This window comes from Arthrobacter sp. SIMBA_036, from assembly GCF_046535135.1.
In the GTDB taxonomy this organism is placed as follows: domain Bacteria; phylum Actinomycetota; class Actinomycetes; order Actinomycetales; family Micrococcaceae; genus Arthrobacter.
The window spans coordinates 106,802-130,089 of sequence record NZ_JAWRXG010000010.1; the positions used below are offsets into that span (position 1 = coordinate 106,802).

The following is a 23,288-nucleotide window of genomic DNA, read 5'->3' on the forward strand; positions in this document are numbered from 1 at the left end:
CCGGCGTCGTACGTTCCGCTAGGGGTGGCCCGGCAGGCTTTCGCAGGCGATGAGGTCCTTGTCCGAATCCAAATGCGCAACGTCCCCGTACCAGGGGTAGTACTTGTTGAACCATGCCTGGGCTGCTGACCAACTGCTGAAGCTGGTGCAGTTCACACTGTCACCCGGGTTAGCCGGCGGCTGCGGCGTGGGTGGTGGCGGGGGAGTGACGGGCGGCTGCGGCGCCGGCGGCGGCGTGACCACCGGCGGGGGAGGCGGCGAGCAGTTGTTGCCCGTAATACCGCCGGTGCCCCCGTTCACGGACCGGTACATGAAGGCGGCCATGGCATCCCGGGCCACCGGCTGCAGCGGGTTGTAGGCCCGGCACCCGTAGCCAATGTCCCAGCCTGTGGAAATACCATGTGCTGCGAGCCAGGTGATTTGCTTGTAGAACTGGCTGCTGACCGGAACATCCTGGAACGGCGACGTCCCCGGGGCCGAGAACGTCGGATTGCCTCCGTATCGATAGAGGAAAGCGGCCATCGCATCACGATTCACCGGCGTGAGCGGGCGGAACGTCGTCGTGCCGTTCGATTCTGCCCAACCGGTTGAGATCCCCCTTGCGGCAAGCCAGGTGATTTCCTTATAGAACTGGCTCGACGGCGTGACGTCAGCAAAGGGCGATGTGGCCGGGGGCGTGAACACGGGCTTGCCCGCCAAGCGGTACAAGAACGCTGCCATGGCATCGCGGTTGACGGCACTGAGCGGACGATAGGTTCGGGTCCCGTTTGACTCCAACCATCCGGTGGAGATTCCTTGCGATGCGAGCCAGGAAATCTCCGCATTGAATTGCGTGGATCCGTTCACGTCAGTGAAGGAAATAGGTTGCGCCACAGGCGCATCGATGGCGACCGTCGGGACCGCCACCATAGTGTTCCCGCAACTGCCTTGCAGGGCTGAGGAAAGCGCCGTGGATTCCGCGGAATCCACGGTGAGATGCCACCGGTACTTCACGAGTACCCAGTCCGTCACGTACCGGCAGGATGTGCCTGCCAGCGGGGGCATCCACTCCGCTGGGTCTCGGTCGCCTTTTGCCTGGTTGACATTGTCCGTAACAGCTTCCAATGCCACGTCCAGGCCTAGGTCGTTGGCATAGTCCCGCCGCTGATCTGGCGTCCAGGCGCTCGCGCCGGAACCCCATGCTTCGGCAAGTGGCACCAGGTGGTCGATGTCGACGTCGGACGCGTTTGTCCACGTTGCTCCGTCATACCAAGAGTTCCACTGACCGGTTGCCACGGTGCAGCCGGAGCCGAAGGTGACCGGGGTCAGCGACTCCCGCTGGAGCACCTCTGATCGGGTGTCGCAGCCGTTATGGTCCGCATCGATCCATAACTGGAACTGGTCCCGGGTGTAACCGGCATTTGTTTCGGGTGCGATGGTGAGTGTGGAAAAAAGTGTTGAAACGCTGGCCTCATTCGAGGCGCTCGCGGATTGCGGCAAAAAGACAGCCGCCGATGCGGTCAGCGATAAAATCGCCAACCACGAAAGAGCCTTCGGCATCTGGGTCCCCATGTTCGATTAGTGCGCTCTGAGCAGCGCATATCATGGGATCGTACAGCCCCGAGGGAGTTTTAGAAGGAACCTTTCATTCTGGTGACGCGAGCGCAATCGTTATGACGGGGGAACGGATGTCCCGAGGTCCGGATCGGAACACGTCAGATCATATAGCTCTGTGCTGAGCGGCAGAATGTCGCTGACCTTTGGCCAACCTGGCGAGGAAATGTGCCACCGTATCCCACTCGAAGTGGCCACCAGGCCAAACCTCATAATTGCTGGCAGGTACCGTTCCCCGACGGGGGGTTTAGGGGTTCAGTACGTAAGTACATTGAGTTAGTTCCCCTTTTGCAGCGCATGTGCCGCGACGTACGTCCCCAATTGATCTTTCGAAAGTGCCGAGCTGATGTCGGAGATGGCCGTTGTGTCTGCGACAACAATCGACTGCCCGTCCTGGGAGGTGCCGGTACCAAGGGTCGGCAGTGTGAACATGACCGTGTCGCTGGCTTTTAGGTCCTTCAGGCCCAAGGCCAGGCCGCCCAGCGCAGCAGCGTCAAAGCCTTTGTCCACGCTGATGAATGGTGAGACAGCGCTGACCATGCTGCTGACGGTTACGGGGTTGGTCAGGGTGTTGCGGGCAATTGTTTTGCTGATGATGGCCTTCATGAAGGCCTGCTGATTGCGGACGCGTTGGTAGTCCCCGTCGCTGAACGACTTGCGTTCACGAACGAAAGCTAAGGCTTCGTCGCCGTTCAGCGTCTGCTTGCCTGCTGCGTAGTAGTGACCCTTCATTGGGCCCGACGCCGGAGCGAACGGAATCTTCACGTCTACTTCGACGCCGCCAAGCGCATCTGTGAGGCCCTTGAAACCCTCAAAGTCCATCATGGCTACATGGTCGATGCGCTGCTGGAGCAGGGATTCCACGGTTTGAACCATGAGGGGAACTCCGCCCAAGGCTAGCGCTGCGTTGATTTTTGCTTGGCCATGGCCGGGAATGTCGATCCAGAGGTCCCGCATGAGGGAAACGGCGTAGACGTTCTTACGGTCTGCCGGAATGTGTACCAGCATTAGGGTGTCCGCCCGCTGGTCCGTCGGTGCTTGGGTGGATACATCAAGCCCGCTGGAGCCGCGGGTGTCACTGCCCATGACCAGAATGTTTACGGCTGCAGTGCCATTGACCGGCTCAGCTTTCTGGGGCCGGGTTGACTCGTCCGGAAAAGCTGCCTCGATTTTGGTGGTGCCGGAGTTAAAGGTCTGAGCCAGATTGAAGAGGTATCCGCCCCCGATCAAAGCTGCGACGAGAACAGCCGCCGCGAAACCCAAGAGAACGTTTCGGGTGGTCTTCCTGGCCTTCTTTTCACGCCGGGGACGGGGTCCTACGGGCGCGTTTTCGGTATCGGTCGGGAGCGTCATGAGTTCCTTGGTGTAGGCAGCAATGACGATTCTAACAAGGGGTACCGATCAAGATCACGAATGCGGCGTCCCGCGAGAGTCCTTCCCGCTCAGGAAATGCCGGCGTACGGAATTTCCTGGGCGGCACCCCAGCGATTGGTCAGGCTTATTGAATACCGGTTTCCGCTGGGTATAGCTGCCGCGCCAACTCTAAGCGTCAACGCTTCCAGCTTCGGATTCAAGCCTTGCTGTTGGCCGTATGCCGTATCGGCATCGGTCAATTCGAAAACTTTCGTGTGGGTGCTCCCGTTCACGTCGGCCCATGTCACCTGGGCCGAGCCTCCTTCGAGGTTGAAACCTGTCACATGGATTTCTCCGGTGGCCGCAGAAAAGGTGCTTTCCGTAATCACAGGTTTGGCGTACCCGGAGATGAGCTGATTTTTCAACGGGGTGCCGGTCCCCTTGCACGTGAAATAGGGGTCCCACATGAAAGATATAACCTTCTTTGCCGCGCCCATCTGCTGGAGTTGCCTGTCCATACGTGGCAGGGAGGTCTGCCCACGGGGTCCTGCGCCGCATGTGTTCCCCGTTGCCGTGGGCGTCATGCCTTCAAGATTGGCCCAGAGGACCGCGCCAGTACTTTCAATACCTGATGCAGCAGCCCTGAAGTAGTCCCCGGTCGGGGCCACGTACTTGCTTTTCCATGAACCATCTCCAACCACGGCTGCTGCGTACGAGTCCACCGGGGCGCTGGCTTCACTGGGCAGATAAGCTCCGCCTTTACCTGTGCCCATCCCATCTTGAATCGCTATGTTCACAACAAGCCCACTGGATGTCCCGGCTATTTTTTCGATACCCCTCCGGACCGTGTCAGGACTGATATTAGCGGCGTCAACCCTCGTGTCCAGGTAAGGACTGATGATGGCGGACCGCGTAGGTAGGTATTTGTGAACCAACTGGTTTTGGCTTTTATAGAGTTCCAAGATGGGATCGAACACCGCACTATCGCTCAACGGCATTTCAATGTGGTGGTAGAAACCTGCGAGCCCGTCAACGTTATTGACGGCGGCTTGATACTGGAGGAACCGTTCAGTGAACAGGGACAGCGTTCCTATGTAGCTAAGGTCAGGGAGATAGTCGACGTCCGTCCGCTTTACTGGAGCAGGGAGGCCGGCGTAGTAGTGCATTCCTGACTTCGTTGCTGCAGCGGCCAACCCACCGGTGGTATCCGTGCCCGGAGCCTGGCCGCCGCCCGCTACCACAACGTCGTACCTGCCGTCCGGGGAGTCGCAGCCGTCGCCCGTCGTGGGCAAGACAAAAACCGCGAAGGACCTGCCGTTGTTGGAAATAATCTGGTCCCTGGGGCACTTGAGGGCTGACCGGCCCCAGCTGTCGCCGTCCAGATAAGTGAAATACCGATTGACGACAATGCCTTTGGTAGCCGGGGCTGAGCAATTCTCGCCGCTGACACTACAGTCGGCCGGCAGTGAGTTTGCGGAAGCCGGGGTTAGTAGAGTTCCAAACGTAATCACGGTGTCACCGCCGGCTGCTTTGATGTCTGCCAACTTAGTTCTGCTATCTGAGCTATCAACAGGTGGAGAAATAAAATATCCGCTGATCGGATAGCGCGGCAGGTCCTGGGCTTTGGCTGCGCCTGTGAGCGTCTTCGTCACCGGCCCTGGACCGATCCCCACTGCTGCCGCGACCATGAGCGCCGCAAAAAGGGTTATCAACCATCGCTTGTTTCGGGAGCCGTCACGCAGACGGGTCCCGACTTGCCCGAAAAACTTGGGGGGCGTCATTTATTCCTTGATGTCGGGGGCAGCAGAATTGACTCTAGTCCATACGATAAACTAACTCGGGTTGCCCTCTGCGGATGGACGTCCCGAGGCCTCCTGTTCAAGGAGCGCCGCTGGATCCGGATGTGGGGGAATCACGGATGTACTACGGGGGAATAAATTGATGAGAACCGCGATCACACGCGCTGGGTCGGTAGGTGCTGTCCTACTGCTGTCCCTCCTAGGTTTCTCTGGCGTTCAACCCGCTCTGGCAACAGACACAAACCCGCCTACCACGTCCGAGCAGCCTGGCGAAAGTGCGTCGCCTGATCCGGGGACAATCGACCCACTACCTATCGACCCGCTCCCTGTGCAGCCCGTACCCTCCGAAACTCCTGTCGTTGCTCCCACCGAACCCGCCCCGGTTCCTGTTGACCCGGCCCCCACACCTGTACCCGTTCCCGATCCCGTTCAACCTCCGGTTACAGTTCCGAGCCCGGAACCGGCCGCGCCCGGGCAGGACTCGCCGGCCCCCGTTGGTCCCTCAGTACCTTCCGCGCTTCCGACGATTCAGGACGTTGTCCCCACTCAAGACGACAGCTCTGCGTATGTGGAACCTGCTCAACCTGGTGGGGAAGATTCGACCACACCATCAGCCGAGCCCACTCCAACACCCACACCGCAGGCTTCCAAGACGGCCGAGCCTCCAGTGGCGAGCGCGACGATTACCGGTCCGCTAAAGGCTGCTTTGGCTCCTGTAGCAGAGAATAGTCCCTTGGTGCAGATCATTACCGTCTTGGTGTTGATTCTGTTAGGCGTCGCGTACTTCCGAGCCCTGCGCACCAAGGGTGTCCGCGGCCCCCGCCTTAACGGCAAGTAAACGCATGGGCAATTCGCTCGCCACGGACAACTCCGCCACAAATCCTGCATCACCCATGCGCGTCATGCTTCTCACGCATTCTTACTGGCCTGAGTACAGTCCACCCCAACGGAGGTGGATGACGCTCACAAGGGAGTTCCGCCGCGCAGGCTGTGAAGTCGATGTTGTGGCGCCCGTGGCGCACTATCCGAACGGGCGAAGAAACCTCCCCCGTAGAGAGGCAGGTGTGGCTTTTTCGATCCAGTGCGGCCCGTATGGAGAAACCATTCGCCGCGTGCCGTACATGCGACACTTGGGTACGTCCTCTTTGGCGCGTTTCGTTGATCAGTTCTTTTCGGCTGTCATGTCTGTCCCGGTTGGCCTCCGGGGACGGAGACCGGACGCAATACTGGCAACAGCCCCAAGCCTTCCTACCCTCGCCACAGGCTTTGCCCTGTCGAGGATCCGCAGAGTGCCCTTAATTGTTGAAATGAGGGACGCTTGGCCCGACCTGGCGCGGGACGCCCGGATAGTGCAGGGCAGCGTTAAAAGCGTTGTGGAACGAGTTGTTGAATTCGTGCAACGCCGTGCCGACCTTGTCGTCACCGTTACTGAGGGCTTCGCAACGACTTTGCGGGAACGCGGCGTCAAAAACGTCGTGACCATCAGCAACGGCCTTGATCTGAAGTCGATTCCATTCTTGCCACCCCCGCCGCTACACAGGGAGGTTTTCCATGCGTTGTATCTGGGAAACCACGGCAAGAGCCAGCGCCTGGATGTGTTAATCCGCGCTAGCGCCCTGCTGGGCGACGGCTTCCATCTCACGCTGGTAGGCCAAGGGTCAAGCCGCCCCCAGTTGGTCAAACTCGCTCGGGAACTCAACGCACCGGTGACCTTCCTTCCCCCTCTGCAAGGTCCTGCGGTCATTGAGAAATACCGGGAGGCGGACACCTGCATAGTTTCTCTGCGCGACGATTGGAAGTCGTTCGAAACGACAGTCCCGTCCAAAACATACGAGGTCCTCGCTATCGGCCGGCATGTCACAGCAATCGTCAAGGGTGAGGCCCAACGCATCATCCTAGATGCCGGTGGGGGAGATGTGGTGGCTGCGAACCCTGAAGCCGTCGCGCATTTGTGGCGGGAGTTGGCCGCAAACCGGTCCCGATTGGCCGCGAGCACCAGTGGAAGAGAATGGGTACGGGAGAACGCTGACTATCCCAACTTGGCAGTCCGCTACATGGAGGCGATCTCGGTGTTGATCCACCGGGATGCGCTGGCCCCAGAAGGTCGTGTCTCGTGATTCAGGTCGTTAAAAATGTGCGTTTGGCTGCGGAGACTGTCTCTGAGCACCTGACCGAGTCTCCGTTCGTGCTTGTGCTCCTCCTATTGCGCAAAATGCCATCGCGTATCGTCCGTCCGATTGCTGGATTCATTTCTGGGTTGCGGCCCACGAGCGGCCACCCGGTTTTCCTCTTGGCCGCCCACTCAGCGGGTGACCACAAAGGCCTTATTCGACGCTTCGAGAGGTCCTTTGAAAACAAAATCAAGGGTGAGCGGGCGCGGAACGGCGCCGAAGTAGCTATTGCTGCAGGCCTGCCGGAATGGGCGGATACTTTCCTGGAGCTGGCTGCAAACTCAAACGTTGCACGGCATGCCTCCACTACTGCGAGGCGCCAGTGGTACGCGGGCGAGATGAGCCGTGCCGTCGCTGTTCTCGACGGCGGCTCCGGCAGTGCAGCCAAACTGCACAACAGGCTCCACGCTGAGTTGCTCGTATTCCAGGGCTGGCGTCCGTCGCTGCCGCAGGTGGATATGATCCCTGAGCCTCAGCGGGTACTGCATTTACTTACAAACTCCGTCCCGCATACGGCGAGCGGTTACGCCCGGCGAGCCCATTCCATTCTCACTGCCCAGCGAGAGGCAGGATGGGAACCTTTGGCCGTGACCAGGCTCGGGTATCCGGTCCAAGTAGGGGCCTTGGATGCAAAAAAGCAGGACACCGTAGACGGAGTCCGCTACATGCGTATCCTTCCCTCTCGGATGGCGCGGACCATGGACGGTCGATTGCAGCAGCAAGCGCGCGAACTTCTCGAGATTGCCAGTGATTTCAGGCCGGCGGTGCTTCACACGACGACACACTTTGTGAATGGTTTGGTCGCCCGGGAGGTAGCCGAAGCCCTCAACATTCCTTGGGTTTATGAAGTCAGGGGCCAACTGGCTGACACATGGGCATCCACCCGAGGTGAGACCGCACGCAGCAGCGAACGTTACAAGCTCTTCATGAATTGTGAAGGCGATGTCATGCGCTCAGCTGATCTGGTGGTGACGCTCGGGGAAGCCATGAAAAGGAACATCGCGGCCATGGGCGTTCCCGAGGACAAGATCCTGATCAGCCCGAATGCCGTCGGGGGGGCCTACTTGGAAGAGCCGATGGAGCCCCGGCAGGCGAGGCTCCTTCTTGGGCTGGATCCGGATGGACTATACATAGGCACGGTCAGTAGCCTCGTGGGATACGAAGGACTTGACGATCTTGTCACGGCCTTTGCTTACTTGGCGCCTCGCCTGCCGGGGCTGAAGCTTGTTGTCGTGGGAGACGGCGTTGCCGCACCGATGCTGCACGACCAAGTCCAGAGGTTGGGACTCGCGGATCGAACTGTCTTTGCGGGCCGCGTTCCACCGGAAAAGGCTCGGCTATACCACGCGTCGCTGGACGTTTTTGTAGTCCCGCGGAAGGATATGGCAGTCACGAGGGCCGTCACGCCACTCAAACCGGTGGAGGCTTTGGCGTCGCGACGGCCGGTTGTGGTGAGCGATTTAGCGGCCCTGCGTGAGATAGTTATCGACGGCGTGAACGGCAGGGTAAGTAAGCCCGAGGCCCCGGAACAGTTGGCTGAGGTGTTGATGGAATTGCTCGAAGATGAGAGCGCACGCCGCCGACTCGGATCCGCCGGCAGGGAGATGGTTTTGGCCGAGAGGACGTGGCCGGCGAATGCCGCTGTCCTGGGCCGGGCTTATGAGAATTTAGGGTCCAAATACATGAGAAGGATCAGTTGATGTCCGCCAAAAAGGCTTTTTTGCCCGAACCGGCGGTCGTTCAGCCGTTGGCTGTAGATATGCGCCGTTTGACTCGAGTCGGGGCACGGCCGCGGTTTCTGGATTATTTGGTGCAGCTATGGGACTTCCGAGAATTCATTGCCTACGATGCTAGGGCAAGAGTTCAGAGCGGCACGCGAAGGGATCGCCTCGGAAGTGCTTGGCTTCTGCTTAATCCTGTTTTCAATGGACTCACATATTATGTAATATTCGGGCTGCTGCTGCAGACCAGCGGCGGCATTGAGAATTACGTAGGCTATCTGGTGATAGGCATCTTTGTCTTCCAGGGAAGTGCTGGTGCTATTACCAGCGGTGCTCGATCAATCCATAACAACAAGGCAGTAATTCAAGCATTCAATTTTCCGCGAGCGACCCTCCCGATTGGCATGAACCTTCGGGAAATGATGTCTAATGTTCCTCTCATAATTGCAATGCTCTTAATTATAACTCTAATACCGCCGGTCGAGAAGATCACCTGGCTTTGGTTTCTAATTATCCCAGCGCTGCTGTTGCAATCAATCTTCAACCTCGGTGTTGGCTTTGTCTTAGCGCGCGTGATATCCAAGGTTCATGATGTTACCCACCTACTGCCATTCGTTATGCGCGCCTGGATGTATGGTTCCGCTATTTTTTACTCTTACGAGCGCTTTATCAAGCATCCGGATATATTAGCCGTGATGAAGATGAATCCGCTTTTTAATGTCATCGATATTATTCGTAACTGCGTTCTTTATGCGCAAGCACCCACATGGCAGTCGTGGGCCACCCTGGCAGTCTGGGCGCTGGGTGCGCTTATTGTCGGAATAGTCTTCTTCTGGCAAGGGGAGGAATCATATGGTCGGGGCTGAACAGACCTTGGAAGTCGAGGGTCACCCATGCGTAGTGGTCGACCGTGCTGCCATGCAGTACAGAGTGGTGACTAGTGACTCAGCGGCCGTGGCGTTGGAACGCCAGGGCACGAGCTTCGCGAGACGACTAGGACGTCGACGCAACACTGTGACGGTAAGAGCGCTCCATGAGCTCTCCCTCGTTGTTGAGCGGGGTGAATCATTGGGGATCATTGGCCGGAACGGATCGGGCAAAAGCACCCTAATGAGACTTATTAGTGGGCAGGAAAGACCCACAACAGGGGCCGTCTTCGCGTCAAGCACGCCTATCATGCTGGGGGTCAACGCAGCGCTTATGCCCGACCTGTCCGGTCACCAAAACGTGGTCTTGGGTTGCTTGGCAATGGGCATGAGCTTGGAGCAAGTCAACGCTAAGTTTTCGAGCATCGTGGAACTTTGTGGTCTAGAGGATTCAATCTATCTCCCCATGAAATCCTATTCCTCAGGTATGGCTTCGCGGCTACGCTTTGCCATTGCTGCGAGTATCGACCCCGAGATACTTCTCGTGGACGAAGCCCTGAATACGGGAGATGCACAATTCGGTGACCGCAGCATGAAACGAATGGACCAGTTGCGGGAGCAAGCAGGCTGCGTTTTTCTGGTAAGCCACTCCCTGGATACCGTCATCAAAATGTGCAGTCGCGTCATATGGTTGGACAAAGGGCATCTCATCATGGACGGTGATCCTACCGAAACTGTGCAGACGTACCGCGATTTCACCGGCCATTTGGCTAAGGGGAACAACATATCCGCGGTTCGAATCCGCGATGAGGCACGCGCTTCCTTGCAAATGACTGAAGTGCTGACAAGAGGCAAGACTCGTAGGAGCCGACCATGATCCTTTCCGTGAAAAACGTACGTACGGCAGCGTGGCACTTTCGAGCCGGTGGGTTTTCCCAAGTCCAAACTTGGTATTCGCGTCAGCGTGCACTCGCGACTAGAAATAGGTCCAGCAACAGCGTGGAGGCCCGTCCGCAAGCCCAGAAGCCCGCCAGTGAGAAGAAGCAGTTGTCTTTTGCTGCGTACAACTATCCGTCGGTCCCCCCGCGTAGAAGTGATCTGACGGTGGGTGTTGTTCTCGACGATTTCTCCGCCAAAGCCTATGCATTTGAATGGAATCTCGTCTTCCTCAAAAAGGACAGATGGCTCCGACAGCTGCAAGATCAGAATGTTGATTTCCTATTCATCGAGTCTGCTTGGAACGGTAACGAGGGTTCTTGGCGGTACCAGCTCACGGGCACAAGCGGCCCCAAGCCGGAGTTCCTCGCCTTGATGCGCTGGTGCCGGGAGAACGGGATCCCGACGGTTTTTTGGAACAAGGAAGATCCGCCGCACTTTGAGGACTTCTTGGCGGCGGCGAAGGAATTCGATGTTGTGTTCACGTCGGATGAGAACAAGCTGCAGGATTATCGTCAGGCACTTGGACACGACAGGGTGGACGTTCTCCCTTTCGCGGCTCAACCAGCTATTCACAATCCGATCCGCCCTAAGAGTGGCCGGCATGCGCGTGATGTCGCTTTTGCGGGGATGTACTTCGCCCACAAGTACCCTGAGCGCAGGGAGCAACTGCGGATCCTCCTGGACGGGGCCATCGCTGGCTCGGATAAAGTCAAGCACGGGCTTGAGATATTTTCGCGACAGTTGGGCGGGGATCCCGAGTATCAGTTCCCTGCACCTTATGACGGACATGTTGTTGGGACCCTGAATTACGACCAGATGCTGACGGCGTATAAGGCTTACAAAGTCTTCCTGAACGTCAATTCGGTTGTCGACTCGCCCAGTATGTGTGCACGCCGGATTTTTGAGATTACTGCGTCCGGTACCCCTGTGGTGACGACTCCTAGTCCTGCCATCCCGCGCTTTTTTCCGAACGGGGAGATTCATTCCGTATCGAGTACCGAGCAAGCGAAACAAGTCACCCGGGCGCTGATGCGGAGCCCGGAGTTGAACGACAGATCAGTGCACTTGGCGCAGAGGAAGATTTGGGCGGAGCACACCTACGCTCACCGAGCGGAAAAAGTCGTCGGAGCGGTCCTTCCACATCGGTCACGACCGGTTCAAGTGGGCTTGGTGAGTGCGTTGGTGTCGACCATTCGTCCGCACCAATTGGAGCACATTTTCAAAACGATTGGTTCCCAGAGGAACGTTGTTGTTGAACTTGTCCTGCTGACTCACGGGTTCAAGCCAAGCTGGCTTAAGATCTGGCGTCTACGGCGAAGGTACGGGGTCCGCCGGGTGACGCTTCTCCACGCGCCTTCGACGGACAGTTTGGGTGATTGCCTTAACCAGTGTGTAGCCGCCTCCACCGGCTCCATTTTAACCAAGATGGATGACGATGATTACTATGGCGCCCATTATCTGCGGGACCAGGTGAATGCACTTATGTATTCCGGGGCGCAGGTCGTGGGCAAGCTCGCGCATTTCATGTATATATCCAGTGCGAACGCAGCGCTGCTCAGGTTTGGACACATGGAGCATCGCTTTAGTCACATGGTCATGGGCCCTACCATCATGGCGGAACGATCGACTTTCGAGCAGCACCCTTTCGAAAATCTTGGCCGAGGCGAGGACACTGCGTTCTTGAGGTCAGTCACTGATGCTGGCGGCAAGATCTATTCCTCTGATCGCTATAACTACTACCAATTTAGGGGCGGTTCAGGACATACATGGTCCGCCTCGGATGATGAGCTCCTTGCATCCGGCGAGGTTCAGTTCTGGGGCGATCCTGAAAAGCATCTGACTCTTTAAAGAAAAAATGAAAAATATGGGGAGCATTAAATTGAGTAATATTAATCGAGTTGCCGTAATAGGCCTTGGATACATCGGTCTTCCGACCGCCGCGATTTTGGCAACGAATGGTTTAGATGTGGTTGGCGTCGATGTCAATCAAAAAACTGTCGACGCCGTCAATCGAGGAGAGGTTCCATTCGTCGAGCCGGACCTCGGCGTTCACGTGGCGGGCGCCGTCAGCCAAGGCAAGCTCAGGGCTGTGACTAGCACGCCGTCAGCGGAGGCCTACATTGTGGCCGTGCCGACGCCTTTTAGGGACGATCATTCGGCGGATTTGAGCTACATTGAAGCGGCAGCGCGAGGCATCGCCCCCCAGCTCAAGGGAGGGGAACTCGTGATTCTGGAGTCGACCTCCCCGCCGGGTGCAACGGAGCATCTGGCACGGTACATCTTGGACCTTCGTCCGGACCTGAGCTTGGACGACTCTGACGGACGGGCTGCGATCTTGGTCGCGCACTGCCCCGAGAGAGTGCTGCCAGGTCGAGTCATGATTGAGCTGGTAACGAATGATCGGATCGTTGGCGGAATAACGATGGCTGCGGCTGAAGCTGCCAAAGACCTTTACGGTGTATTTTGTCAAGGTGAAATCCTCACCACGGATGCTGTCACCGCCGAAATGGCAAAGCTTGTCGAGAACTCATATCGAGATGTTAATATCGCCTTCGCGAATGAATTGTCCGTGATCAGTGACAAGTTGGGCATCGATGTGTGGGAGCTCATCCGGCTGGCGAACCACCACCCCCGAGTGAATATCTTGCAGCCGGGGCCAGGGGTCGGTGGCCACTGCATCGCAGTCGATCCGTGGTTCATTGTCGCTGCGGCGCCCGAAGAAGCGCGTCTGATCCGCACCGCGCGGGAAGTTAACGATGCCAAGCCCAGATGGGTCGTGGACAAAGTACTCCATGCGCTCGAAGGCCTGCCAGCTGATGCGGAAGTAGGGCTACTTGGTTTAGCTTTCAAGGCCAACATTGACGATCTCCGCGAATCACCGGCCATAGCAATCACTGAGACATTGGCGGCCGAGCTCGGTGGCCGCAGGATCAACGTCTCGGAACCGCACATCGGTGAGTTGCCCAAGAGCTTGTCTGCTCTGACGAACGTTCACCTTTCAGAAGACGCTGTCGAGCGGTCCCAAGTTGTGGTCCTGCTGGTGGACCATGATGAGTTCAAGGCGTTGCCTGCAGCTGAGTTCGAGGGAAAATACGTGATTGACACACGAGGTTCCTTGGATCTTCTCGCACTAGAGGTTGGTATCCGGTAGCTGTGAAACCAATCGAGATCACCGCCGGTGGGACCACATATCGCCTGGATCTTCCGGATGCGGAGCAGGACTATATACAAAAGACCATAGCAACCACTCTCCGGCCGTATGAGGAAGCGATGTTGATAGACATCGCAGGCCTGCTTTCCCCCGGTGATCTTGTGCTCGATATCGGAGCGAACTGCGGTAACCACACCCTGTACCTGAGCTGTGTCGCTGGCGCAGAAGTGCACGCATTTGAACCGGATTCGGAGCTTTGCTCAACAATTCGGAAAAGCCTTTCGTTGAACGGAGTCGAGCATCTGGTCACTGTCCACGATGTCGGCGTCGGTGACGCAGACGGATTTGGTCAGTTAGTGCAGACGGCTGAGAACAACAGGGGGGCTCAGCGACTTCAACGAGTTGCCTCCGGTGATGATGCAGCACGAATTGTCCGACTGGATGATTTAACCTTCCCGAAGCGGATCCGTGCCATCAAGATCGATGTCGAGGGTATGGAACTTGACGTGTTGAACGGTGCGCGCATGCTTATCGAGCATGATCGCCCAGAACTCTACGTCGAATGCCAGACGCGTACGGACTTCGAAAGAATCCACAGTTGGCTCGCATCATTGGGCTACGGGTATCTATCAACGTTCAATGCGACCCCCACCCACCACTTCGGGTCGACGGGTTCACCTGACGGTAGGGACCGTTTCGAGCAGATAGTTAAGCAGCAAGTTGCCGCTACCTATTATGACCAAGAGCTCATAAGCCGGCTGCGGAAAAGTCTTACCGAAGCCAATCTCAAATATAGGGGTGCCACTGCCAAGATTGTGCCGCTGACTGAACAGCTGCGTATTGCCTCTGAATCACATGCTGGCCAGGCAGAACTGGTGGAGCAGCTCAAGAACCGCGTGGTGGATTCCGACAGGCGGTCATCGGAGGCAGATCGTCGTGCAGAGGCCGCCGAAAGGCAGTACCGGGAGCTCCGAGCGAAGCTGGACGCCAGCGCTAAAGCGACCGACAAGCTGACAGAAAGTGCCAAGGCCCATTCTGTCATCCTGAGCGAAGTGCGCCGAAGCCTAGAGTCGGAACGCAATCGAGTCAAATCTCTGGAGAGGCTGACTGCGCAATCAAATGCCCTGAGTCTCGAACTGGAGGCGCGTAACGCCGACCAGTCCCGGCAGTGGTTCGAGGAACGGCAGGGGCTCGAGTCTAGGCTTGAGTTGTCAGGAAAGCGCTTACAACGAATGCGCCGCAAGGCGAATCTTGCTTGGGCCAAGGCATTCGCTGCGGTTAATCAGGAAGCCGAAACTGCTTCCCGGCTTCAGGACGTGGCCTCCAAACTTGCGGATTCTGAGACCGGGTTGGAGGCCGTGACGGCCCGCTTGGAGGAGACATCAGCACAACTTGCGGACGCAAATGCGGCGCTCAGCGAGGCAGACGCGAGGGCAAGAGAGGCCAATCGCCGTGTCACCGTCGAACGTGGTTTGGTTTCACGGCTCGAGAGGTCCCTCGCGGACTCTAGGGCCGATGAGAAGAACTGGCAGGACGCCCTCGATCTTGCAACCGGCCAGTTGAATGCAACCAAGGAGAAAACCAGCGACCTTGAGGGACGGTCGAACGCACTTGAGCAACAAGTAGCGCGACTTCAGGCCGCACTCGACGAAGCTGAGTCGCAGCTAGAAGCTGCTGAGCTAAAAACGAAGGCACTCAGAGCAAGCGTCACTTACCGCCTTGGTCAGACCCTCAGGGAGTCGGTTAAGTCGCCGACCCTGATGTTAAGGCTTCCGGTTGCACTCAGCGCGCTAGCTACCGAGCAGCGCCGCCGGCAGGTCATTCAAGGAGCGGTTGTGCCCGAAACGACCTTTGGGCCATCGGCATCCGCCGACTTGTCCTTGGACGTGTCCCAGGTTCCCCGCAATAGGGCCGCGGAATTAAGGGCAGCGCGACGGCTGCCCGGAACTGCCACGGCAACCTTGCAACTTACAGCGGATCAACGCAAGTCACGATTGCGAGTGGCAGCGATCATGGATGACTTCACTGTTCAATCGTTCGCCCCGGAATGTGATCTGCTGGAACTCAGTGTAGCTAACTACATTGAGGAACTTCGCTCCTTTAAACCATCCTTGGTATTCCTAGAGTCTGCCTGGCGTGGTAAGGACAATGAGTGGGGCAACAAGGTGGCGCAGACTGCCAATGAGGTGCGAGAAATCATTGCTTGGGCTCAACTCTTTGGTGTTCCTGTCGTGTTATGGAATAAGGAAGACCCGGTTCATTACTCGACCTTCTTGAATACTGCTAAGTTGGTGGATCATGTGTTTACCACAGATATTGACTGCATCCAGAGATACAAGGGTGACCTAGGCCATGACCGAGTCCATTTCCTTCCTTTTGCCTGCCAGCCGGCGCTCCACAACCCTCTCGAGATCTTTGATCGAGAACCTGCTTTCTGCTTTGCTGGGGCATACTATCGACGATACCCGGACCGGACGCGTGATCTCGAATCGTTCATGGAGCACATTCCAGACTTCGCACCTTTGGAAATATTCGACCGAAACTTTGGAAAAACTGACGAACAGTATATGTTCCCGGAAGAATACCAAGGGTATATAGTAGGGACTCTCAATAGTGCGGAGATAGACTTAGCATATAAGGGCTATAGTTATGCTATTAACCTAAATTCGGTGAAGGAATCGCAGTCAATGTTCGCCCGACGCGTTTTTGAGCTTCTGGCATCCAACACTACCGTGGTAAGCAACTACTCTCGCGGTCTCCAGCTCATGTTCGGCAGCATTCCTGTGGTGGCCGATAGTGGGGCGGTTGTTGTCAGCGAACTGGCAACGTACAAGGATAAGCTGCATGATCGCCGGCGTCGACTTGCGGGCCTGCGGAAGGTTATGCGAGAGCACACCTACAGCCACAGGCTGGAGCATGTCATGGCGACTGTTGAAAATCGATCCGGGACGGTGGCGGAGCCAACTATTGAGGTCTTCAGTCTCGTGGCAAATCCTGCCGATGTTGCGGCTGTTAGATCCGCTGTAGCGCGCCAGGTAGGGGTCAACGTAGTGCTGCACCTCTATGCCGATTCCGAAACACGTTTTGCGGGCTCCGACGGCATGGAAACAGTTGAACCTCTATCGACCGTTGCCGAACTTACGCCGAAGAATTTGGTTGCGTCGAGCAGCTTGGTGGCCGTCATGGTGCCTACTGACTATTACGGGGAAAATTACCTCCTCGATATGGCGCTTGCTCAGCGCTACTCGTCGGCCGCGGTTGTAGGCAAGGCTACTTATTTTATGACTCGCCGGGATGGCGTCCGTCTCGATGGGTCTGCTACCGCCTACACATCCGCGGGTGCTTTGCCGGTGAGGGCAAGCCTTGTGCTCGAGTCTGACATTCTGCAGAGACCACTCGGTGAGTGGTTGGCGAACGCCCTTCATTCCAGCTACGAGCACAGTTCGATGCTCAACCTTGAGGCCTTCGACTACTGTCGGGACGGCAGGAATTTGTCTGACTCCGCCCGAGCGTCTGTGTCCAGTAGCTTTCTGGACGAGGGCCTTCCATTCAGCGAATTAGCTCGCAGAGCGGACCGAATTGAGGCGTCCGACTTCGTCCAGTCCAGCGATCGGGCCATGACTGGTGCTGAACTGGCTGAGTTGTTCGTAACGCGCGCCCGTCCCGGCGTGAGCACTTCCATCGGCGGTGATGGCTGGGCGTTCGAATCCACTTTGGCTGATGGCGTGCATGACTACTTGTATGCCACTGATCTTATCTCTTTGGACAAAATATCGTCTGACGGCAGGTTGGACCTCCATGTTGAAGTTGACCCAGGGCTGAATCTTCAGATTGCCATCATCTATTACGGGCAGGAGAACGATCGCGTTGACGGCCTGGTTCGGGCGCCGAACCAGAATCACACGCTTCACGTCCCAGAAAACGTGGTGGCCGTGAAGGTCGGGGTTCGAATCTACTCATCAGGTGCAACAATTCTTCGCAGAATATTATGGGAGCACAAGAACGTTGAACCCGCATTCATAGCAGCACGTGCCAAGAACTTGGTACTGACGAACAGATACCCGTCGTATGACGACCTGTACAAAAACGCATTCGTGCACAGCAGGGTCCGTCGCTACATCGATGCTGGTGTGCCAACCGAAGTATTCGTATTGGCGGAGAATTCGTCGTTGAGCTTTAGGGAATTCGACGGCGTCAATGTCATTACTGGTTCAAGTGGGGCACTCCGGATTTTACTCGAAGAAAGAGATCACCAGTCGATTTCGCTTCACTTCATTAACGAAGCGATGTGGGACGCCATCCGTGATCTTCCGCAGCAGCCACGTATTGCGATATGGGCGCACGGCGCTGATATTCAAAAGTGGTCGCGGCGCGGGTTCTTGTATCAAACGGATGATGAAGTCCGGAAGGCAAAGGAAGCAAGTCAGCAGCGAATCGCCCTCTGGCGTCGAATTTTCAGCGAGGCAACATCAAAGGTTTCGATCGTCTTCGTTTCTGAGTGGCTGGCGATGACTGCCTTTGAAGACCTTGAAGTAGCGGCATCCGAGGTCACACATGAAGTCATTCATAATCCGATTGATACCGAGCGATTCGCATATCGAAAGAAACATCCTAATCAGCGTCTAAAGGTTCTTTCCATAAGGCCATACGCGTCTTCCGTCTATGCAAATGATCTCTCCGTCGAAGCCATCTTGCTGCTGTCCGAATTGCCGATATTTCCCGAAATGGAGTTCCGTCTCGTTGGGGACGGCCCGCTTTTTGATGAGCTCACTGAGCCATTAAAGATCTTTCCAAATGTCATCCTTGATAAGCGCTTCCTGAGTCAAGAGCGGATTGCGAAAATGCACCAAGAATATGGTGTCTTCCTTTGCCCATCCCGCATGGACACCCAAGGTGTGTCCAGGGATGAGGCTATGGCGTCGGGTCTTGTGCCGGTGACGACGCGTGTGGCTGCGATCCCTGAATTCGCGGACGAATCATGTGGAGAGCTGGTTGAGCCGGAAAACGCGGCCGAGATTGCCGCTGCCTTGAGTCGATTGGCTGGATCGGCACGTCTGTTCCGCAGGAAGTCGGCTGCTGCCGCGAAACGCGTTAGATCCCAAAGCGCAGCTGGGACTGTAATTCCGAAAGAACTTCAAATCTTGGGATACTCACAGACCAGGTGAAAGGCAAAAGATGAGCCGATGGCCCCTACAGCGTCTGAGGGCCATCGGCTCACCCTGCGTTATGGCAAGAAAGACGATCCCGAGTGCTTTCGTGTCGCTTAGATGAGCGTCTCGAGGGGCTCGCTGGCGGCTATCCGCGAGAACATGCTCACTCTGCCGATGTCGACCTGCCCCTTTGCAACCTGCCATCCCATGACCTTGATGGAGGTACACGAAACACCCTCGGGAAGTTCGAAACCGGCGAAGTACGTCCGCTCCCCGGCGTCGACATCGACGTAACGAAAGTGGCCGATGTTTGGAATGACCGATTTCGTGAGGCGCTGTTTAGAGAGTTGAAGGTCCTCCGCTCCGTCTAACTGGAGCGATAAGAGCAGCCGCCGGCCGGATGAGACATGACATCTAGCGTCGAACTGTAAGCCAAATGATCTTACTTCCGGAGAGACGGTGAATCCTTGGGGACTGAGAACTGAGTCATGCCACGAGTTGCCAGAAGCCACGCTCGTGGCCTCATCAAGGTTTTTCTGCGCCGAGGCTCCAAGAGCCACCGCCTCTTCTATCTCAGCAAATTGTTTAGCCACGGACTCATAAACAGAATCTTGATAGTGATAGGGAGCGAGGCTCCACTTGTGCTTCCGATCTGAGAGCGCCTGCTCCCAGGGAATCTCGATGCATGGCACGTTCATGTATTGCCTTACAATGGCGACGTACCTGGCCAGTAGGTTATTGGCTTCATCAGGCATCATGTTCCACGACTTTTGCAGAGGGCGTCCCTCGTTGTCATACATGGACCACGGGACGTTGAACAGAACGATCTTTGAGGTTAGCGCGTTCGTTTCCAAGTACTTGGCAAACGTGATGACGGCACTTTCCCACAGGCGGAAATGCTCCTCAGATCCAAATTTGATCCACTCCGAGTCACCAAGGCCATCGAGGAGTCCGCTTTGGATTAGTTCAACTGAACGCGTAATGTAGCTGTTTTCGGCAACCCGAATCACCCCGAGACGCTCGTCGGTGAGATCCCAGAAAATGTAATCGGACTGAGCTGACACGTCTCGAAGCGTGGTGAAGATACTGCCGTCGAAATCCCCCTGCAAGTTGCGGATCTGGAAGCGGCTCTCCAAGGCGCCTGAGTTGGCTTCTGCAACGTATGGAAGGCCCGTTGCGCTGATCAGCGACTGTCGTGCGGTATATCCGATCAGCGAATGCTTAGTCTTGTCGAGAAAATCAAAGGAGTCACGAGATACGCAACTACCGTAAACATAGATTCGTGCCATTATTTACTCGCTCTAACTCGTGTGCGGTTGCCTATGAAGAGAAATCGGCGATTCGATTGCCGACACCCAGTAGTTCTGCAACGGCGGCAACTGTTCGTGCCGCTGCCCTGCCATCGCCATATGGATTAACAGCGTTGGCCATCGCGTCGAAAGCATCCGGCTGATTAAGAAGGCGGTCAACCTCTTTAACGATTCTTTCTTCATCCGTCCCGATCAACGCGACTGTGCCTGCAAAGACCGCTTCGGGCCGCTCGGTGTTTTCTCGCATGACCAGAACCGGCTTGCCCAAGCTGGGAGCTTCCTCTTGGACGCCGCCAGAATCCGTCAGTACAACGTGCGCCAGCGACAACATGCGGGTGAACTCACCGTAGGCAAGAGGCTCGGTGACGATCACGTTCGCTTTGTCTTCGATGGCAGGCAGGACCGCTTCGCGAACGGCAGGGTTTTTGTGAACGGGCAGGACGATGAGCAGATCGGGTTCATTTTCGGCGATCCGGGCGAGGGCACGGCCAACCCCGCGCATGGCGTCCCCTTGGTTTTCACGACGGTGAGTCGTCACCAACAGAATCCTCCGCCCGGATGCGGCCAACTCCTCTAAACGAGAGTCAGAGAAGGGAACATTCTTGTCAACGGTGGTGAGGAGAGCATCAATCACGGTGTTTCCGCTGACGACAATGTCTTCCTCAGCAATTCCTTCGGCTAGGAGGTTTGCTTTGCTTGTGCTGGTTGGCGCCAAGTGGAGGCTAGCGATCTGGCTGGTGATCTTCCTGTTTGCCTCTTCCGGAAAAGGGGAGAACAGATCGCCACTGCGAAGGCCCGCTTCCACATGAACAACAGGGATGCCGTGGTAAAACGCTGCAATAGCGCCTGCAGTGGAGGTGGTGGTGTCTCCTTGGACGATGACTGCGTCCGGTTTGTTGATGGTAAAAAGCTTGTCCAGGCCATCGATTGTTCGCGTCATGATTGCCGACAGCGACTGGCGCTGTTGGAGGATGTTTAGATCATGGTCTGGGACGATTCCAAAAAGATCGTTGACTTGATCGAGCATCTCACGGTGCTGGCCGGTTACAGTGACGACGCAATCGAAGTCGTCTGACTGCTGGAGAGCAATGACGATGGGAGCCATTTTGATGGCTTCCGGACGGGTACCGAAAATTGGCATGACGCTGGGCATGGATTCCCCCAATAGCAATGGCTGACCAGCCGATGCTATCGCACAGTCAATCGAGGTGATTAATCCATGTGACGTTAGGAATTGACTAGCCGGCCAATATCAAGCTCAGCAGGAGGAGGGGGATGCTGAGGGAAATGAGAGCCACCAGGGCCAGGGCGACCCTGCGTTTCTGCCGAAAGGTTACCGCACTCCGCCCAAGTGAGCCCGGGGTCCCGCGTCCTAGGAAGCGGTGTCTCCGCATGTGCCGTGGAGATGGCAAGAGGGTGGTAGGTCGCCCCATAAGATTCGCCACCCGTTCGCTCCTCAGTTCCGTCCATGACGCGTCGACCAATCAATTCTTACACTGAGGAACGGTTGCAACCACCCTCACGATCCTGGAGGAGGGGGCTGGGGCGCTTTACCCGGCCTGCTCAGCCTTGATCTGAATAAGGTGCGTCGTTTTTCATGCCTGCACCGTTGAGTACGTCGATCAGGTAGTACTTACCGGATCCCAGCGATGTGTTGCCCAGCGATGCCATCACAGATTCAATCCGAGGATTTATGCCTTGCTGCGTGCCGTAATTCGGGTTGTAGCTTGTTGCTGGAGCTGTCTTGTTAAAGGTTTGGCCATAGACGTCTGTCCACCTCACCTGAACGGTGCCTCCGCTCAAATTCTCCCCCGTGACGAGAACATCCCCGTTTCCATAGAAGATTGAGTCCGTAATGACCGGAGTGGCGCTTGCAGTCTTCATTCGCTGGAACATGGGTGTGAACGTTCCCGTACACGTGTAATACGGGTCCCACATGAAAGAGATGATCTTCGTGGGGCTGTTGCCGAGTTGCTGGAGTTGCCTGTCAACACGCGGCTTGGTCGTCTGGCCCCGAAGGCTGGTGTCACAGGGGTTCTGCGAGGTCGCTGGCGCCATGCCTTCCAAGTTTGCCCACAGCTGCGTCCCGGTTCCGTCGACGCCGTCAGCCATCGCGGCAAAATAATCCCGGTTGGGTGCCAGATACTTGCTTCCCCATGAGCCGCTGCCAACTACGGACGCTGCGTACTGATCCACGCTACTACCGCTTTCATTGCCGAAGAAGGCTCCGGTTTTCCCAGTCCCCATCCCATCCTGTACGGCAATAGCCAGTGAAACTCCGTTGGCTGTAGCTGCAATGTCGGCAATCGCCCGGCCAGCCTCATCCGGCGTGATGTTCGCTGCGGAAGCTATCCGAGTGTCCAGATACGGACTTATGACGGCGGCACGCGTAGGCATGTATTTCCTTATCGCCGCGTTCTGGAGCTTGTAGACGTCGAGGACCGGTGCCCAGATGGGGCTGTCACTGAGTGGCATCTCAGTGTGGTGGTAGAACCCCGCTAGCCCGGGAACGTTGTTGACTTTGCCTTCGTACTGGAGAAAGCGGTTAGTGAATGCGGTGAGTGTTGACTGGTACGAGAGATCAACGAGATAGGTGATGTCCGCTCTCTTCACAGGTGCAGGCATGCCCGTGTAGTACTTCATACCAAGTGTTGTTGCCGCCTTGGCCACAGAGACTGAGATGGAAGTGGTTCCGCCGTTGATGACGACAACGTCGTACAGGCCGTTGGAAGATGTGCAGGTTGTGCCCACGGTTGGGAATACGAGGATTGTGTAAACGGTGTTCCCACTGGTGACCGTCTTGTCGCGAGGGCAGATTAGCGCCGGCGCGCCCCAGGAGTTCCCGTCTGAGTACGTGAAGTACCGATTCACTTTGACGCCGGACGTGGCCGCTGTGGCGCAGTTGACGCCCCCGATGGTGCAGGACGCGGGGACTGAGGCTAGGGTGGCCGGCTTCAAAAGCGATCCGAACGTAATGATGGTGTCCCCGCCTACTGACTTTATATCCGTCAATTTGGACATGTTAGTGGCATCGTTGGTGCTGCCATAGATGAAATAGCCGCTAATTGGATAGACGGGCGGTGCGCCTGCGGCCTGGGCAGGGAGCGCAGTCGGGATGCTGACCAGCAGTGCGAACACGGCCAAAAGGGTGGCGGTGATGTGTGGGGCAGGGTTAGTGGTGCGGGAGGGCGTCTCTACCTTTAACTTTGCCACGGGGGATCCTTGGGCTCGTAGG

At 56.8% G+C, this 23,288-nt stretch carries 13 protein-coding genes; 7 read left to right on the plus strand and 6 right to left on the minus strand.

Annotation, left to right across the window (positions count from 1 at the left end; all coding sequences use genetic code 11):
- Window positions 1-18: 18 nt before the first annotated feature.
- From SB659_RS14570 to SB659_RS14580, 3 genes are all read right to left on the minus strand, one after another.
- Window positions 19-1,539, minus strand: a complete 1,521-nt coding sequence (locus tag SB659_RS14570) for an S-layer homology domain-containing protein (RefSeq protein WP_410550864.1) — start codon at window positions 1,537-1,539, stop codon at window positions 19-21.
- Between the two features lie 330 nt (window positions 1,540-1,869).
- Window positions 1,870-2,946, minus strand: coding sequence for an LCP family protein (locus SB659_RS14575; RefSeq protein ID WP_410550865.1), 1,077 nt, complete (start codon window positions 2,944-2,946; stop codon window positions 1,870-1,872).
- 89 nt (window positions 2,947-3,035) lie between these two features.
- A complete protein-coding gene (locus SB659_RS14580) occupies window positions 3,036-4,490 on the minus strand; it encodes a hypothetical protein (RefSeq protein WP_410550866.1) in 1,455 nt (484 codons plus the stop codon).
- A gap of 1,211 nt (window positions 4,491-5,701) precedes the next feature.
- Between SB659_RS14580 and SB659_RS14585 the strand changes: the two genes are divergently transcribed.
- From SB659_RS14585 to SB659_RS14615, 7 genes are read left to right on the plus strand one after another with little or no spacing between them, the layout of a single operon-like run.
- Complete coding sequence (locus SB659_RS14585; protein ID WP_410550867.1) at window positions 5,702-6,862, plus strand: glycosyltransferase family 4 protein; 1,161 nt, start codon at window positions 5,702-5,704, stop codon at window positions 6,860-6,862.
- 17 nt (window positions 6,863-6,879) lie between these two features.
- Window positions 6,880-8,616, plus strand: coding sequence for a glycosyltransferase family 4 protein (locus SB659_RS14590; RefSeq protein ID WP_410550920.1), 1,737 nt, complete (start codon window positions 6,880-6,882; stop codon window positions 8,614-8,616).
- The gene (locus SB659_RS14595) at window positions 8,616-9,503 is read left to right on the plus strand and encodes an ABC transporter permease (RefSeq protein WP_284975490.1); all 888 of its coding nucleotides are present in this window, start codon (window positions 8,616-8,618) and stop codon (window positions 9,501-9,503) included. Before SB659_RS14590 ends, SB659_RS14595 begins: the two co-directional genes overlap by 1 nt.
- Before the next feature lie 52 nt (window positions 9,504-9,555).
- Window positions 9,556-10,380 carry an ABC transporter ATP-binding protein gene (locus SB659_RS14600; RefSeq protein WP_410550921.1) on the plus strand — a complete coding sequence of 275 codons (825 nt, stop codon included), beginning with the start codon at window positions 9,556-9,558 and terminating at the stop codon, window positions 10,378-10,380.
- A complete protein-coding gene (locus SB659_RS14605; protein ID WP_410550868.1) occupies window positions 10,377-12,290 on the plus strand; it encodes a glycosyltransferase in 1,914 nt (637 codons plus the stop codon). The genes SB659_RS14600 and SB659_RS14605 overlap by 4 nt, the downstream gene beginning before the upstream one ends.
- Before the next feature lie 16 nt (window positions 12,291-12,306).
- A complete protein-coding gene (wecC, locus tag SB659_RS14610; protein ID WP_284975488.1) occupies window positions 12,307-13,593 on the plus strand; it encodes a UDP-N-acetyl-D-mannosamine dehydrogenase in 1,287 nt (428 codons plus the stop codon).
- 2 nt (window positions 13,594-13,595) lie between these two features.
- Window positions 13,596-18,758 (plus strand): FkbM family methyltransferase, encoded by a 5,163-nt coding sequence (locus tag SB659_RS14615; RefSeq protein ID WP_410550869.1) that lies wholly within the window; start codon window positions 13,596-13,598, stop codon window positions 18,756-18,758.
- 98 nt (window positions 18,759-18,856) lie between these two features.
- On the opposite strand, the gene SB659_RS14620 is transcribed toward SB659_RS14615, so the two are convergent.
- The 3 genes from SB659_RS14620 to SB659_RS14630 form a co-directional block, all read right to left on the minus strand.
- A complete protein-coding gene (locus tag SB659_RS14620; RefSeq protein WP_410550870.1) occupies window positions 18,857-20,032 on the minus strand; it encodes a DUF6270 domain-containing protein in 1,176 nt (391 codons plus the stop codon).
- A gap of 31 nt (window positions 20,033-20,063) precedes the next feature.
- Window positions 20,064-21,206, minus strand: a complete 1,143-nt coding sequence (wecB, locus tag SB659_RS14625) for a non-hydrolyzing UDP-N-acetylglucosamine 2-epimerase (RefSeq protein WP_410550871.1) — start codon at window positions 21,204-21,206, stop codon at window positions 20,064-20,066.
- Between the two features lie 410 nt (window positions 21,207-21,616).
- The gene (locus tag SB659_RS14630; protein WP_410550872.1) at window positions 21,617-23,266 is read right to left on the minus strand and encodes a hypothetical protein; all 1,650 of its coding nucleotides are present in this window, start codon (window positions 23,264-23,266) and stop codon (window positions 21,617-21,619) included.
- Window positions 23,267-23,288 lie beyond the last annotated feature (22 nt).

Coding starts and splice junctions, on each gene's coding strand:
- wecB (WP_410550871.1), bottom strand. CDS start 21,206: ATGCCCAGCGTCATGCCAATTTTCGGTACCCGTCCGGAAGCCATCAAA.
- SB659_RS14620 (WP_410550870.1), bottom strand. CDS start 20,032: ATGGCACGAATCTATGTTTACGGTAGTTGCGTATCTCGTGACTCCTTT.
- SB659_RS14585 (WP_410550867.1), top strand. CDS start 5,702: ATGACGCTCACAAGGGAGTTCCGCCGCGCAGGCTGTGAAGTCGATGTT.
- wecC (WP_284975488.1), top strand. CDS start 12,307: ATGGGGAGCATTAAATTGAGTAATATTAATCGAGTTGCCGTAATAGGC.
- SB659_RS14575 (WP_410550865.1), bottom strand. CDS start 2,946: ATGACGCTCCCGACCGATACCGAAAACGCGCCCGTAGGACCCCGTCCC.
- SB659_RS14570 (WP_410550864.1), bottom strand. CDS start 1,539: ATGCCGAAGGCTCTTTCGTGGTTGGCGATTTTATCGCTGACCGCATCG.
- SB659_RS14600 (WP_410550921.1), top strand. CDS start 9,556: ATGCAGTACAGAGTGGTGACTAGTGACTCAGCGGCCGTGGCGTTGGAA.
- SB659_RS14605 (WP_410550868.1), top strand. CDS start 10,377: ATGATCCTTTCCGTGAAAAACGTACGTACGGCAGCGTGGCACTTTCGA.
- SB659_RS14595 (WP_284975490.1), top strand. CDS start 8,616: ATGTCCGCCAAAAAGGCTTTTTTGCCCGAACCGGCGGTCGTTCAGCCG.